Below are 1,243 nucleotides of genomic sequence, written 5' to 3'. Positions count from 1 at the left end.
TGGCCTGCGCGGCCATTGGCCTGACCCTGGCCTTCGAGTGGAAGACCGCGCGGTTGCTGCCGAAAGCCACGGCCAGCGAGGCGTCGGCGCTCAATTGCCGAGCGGCTGGCCGCGGTGCGCCGAGCGCTCGCCKATGCCCAGGAAACGCGCCAGTTCCGCCAACGGCAGCGGCGGACTGATCCAGTAGCCCTGCACCTGGTCGCAACCGAAATCGCGCAACTGCTCCTGCTGGCGCAGGGTCTCCACGCCTTCGGCAACCACTTCCAGGTTGAGGTTGTGCGCCAGGTTGATCATCGCCCGCACCAGTTGGAAGTTTTCCGGTCGCAACCGAAATCGCGCAACTGCTCCTGCTGGCGCAGGGTCTCCACGCCTTCGGCAACCACTTCCAGGTTGAGGTTGTGCGCCAGGTTGATCATCGCCCGCACCAGTTGGAAGTTTTCCGCCCGCTGGTCCATGCCGCCGACGAAGCTGCGGTCGATCTTCAACAGGGTGATCGGCAGGCTATTGAGGTGGACGAAGGACGAGAAACCGGTGCCGAACGTGCTCTTCGATCAACCGTTGCAGGGTCGGCAGCAACTGGCTGTCCTGGAACTGGCGGAACGACAGGTTCACCGCCATGTGCAACGGCTCCAGGCCGCGCCCGTTGAGCCACTGCATGTCGCGCAGGGCGCGGGCGATGACCCAGTAGCCGAGCGGCACGATCAGCCCGCTYTCCTCGGCCAGCGGGACGAACTCGCTGGGCGTGAGCAGGCCCCGCTCGCCGTGGCGCCAGCGCACCAGCGCCTCCAGGCCGACGATGCGCCCGCTGTCCAGGCACAGTCGCGGCTGGTAGTGCAGCTCCAGCTCGTCGCGACGCAGCGCCCGGCGCAGTTCGGCTTCGAGGTCGGCGAGGCTGCGCACGCCACGGTTGATGCGTTCGTCGAAGACATGGAAGGTGCAACCCTGGCGGCTCTTGGCCTGCTGCATGGCGATGTGCGCATGCCACATCAGCGGGTCGGCGCCTTCGTCGGCACGGGCGTGGGCGAGKCCCAGGCTGCAACCCAGCAACAGGCTCTCGCCATCGATCCAGTAGGGCTCGCCGAGGCATTCGACGATGCGTTCGGCGACCCGCTCGGCGCGTTGCCTTCGTCGGCACGGGCGTGGGCGAGTCCCAGGCTGCAACCCAGCAACAGGCTCTCGCCATCGATCCAGTAGGGCTCGCCGAGGCATTCGACGATGCGTTCGGCGACCCGCTCGGCGCGTT

The 1,243-nt window shown here is 67.3% G+C and carries 3 protein-coding genes and 1 pseudogene; all 4 read right to left on the bottom strand.

All coding sequences use genetic code 11. The annotated features are described in order from the left end of the window. Positions 1–90 precede the first annotated feature (90 nt). Positions 91–294, bottom strand: coding sequence for an EAL domain-containing protein (locus FLO80_RS23580; protein ID WP_223145541.1), 204 nt, complete (start codon positions 292–294; stop codon positions 91–93). Beyond that, positions 291–485 carry an EAL domain-containing protein gene (locus FLO80_RS23575; RefSeq protein ID WP_281287062.1) on the bottom strand — a complete coding sequence of 65 codons (195 nt, stop codon included), beginning with the start codon at positions 483–485 and terminating at the stop codon, positions 291–293. The genes FLO80_RS23580 and FLO80_RS23575 overlap by 4 nt, the downstream gene beginning before the upstream one ends. Positions 486–509: 24 nt before the next feature. Further along, positions 510–966 (bottom strand): annotated as a pseudogene (locus FLO80_RS23570) (EAL domain-containing protein); the annotation flags it as partial. Between the two features lie 20 nt (positions 967–986). Next, positions 987–1,243 (bottom strand): hypothetical protein (locus FLO80_RS23565; RefSeq protein ID WP_223145539.1); only part of this gene is annotated, 257 nt, incomplete at its 5' end.

This window comes from Aquicoccus porphyridii, assembly GCF_008369105.1.
GTDB classification, from domain to species: domain Bacteria; phylum Pseudomonadota; class Alphaproteobacteria; order Rhodobacterales; family Rhodobacteraceae; genus Aquicoccus; species Aquicoccus porphyridii.
Note: the sequence above shows the minus strand (reverse complement) of the source record. Positions and strands in the feature narration are given on the sequence as shown.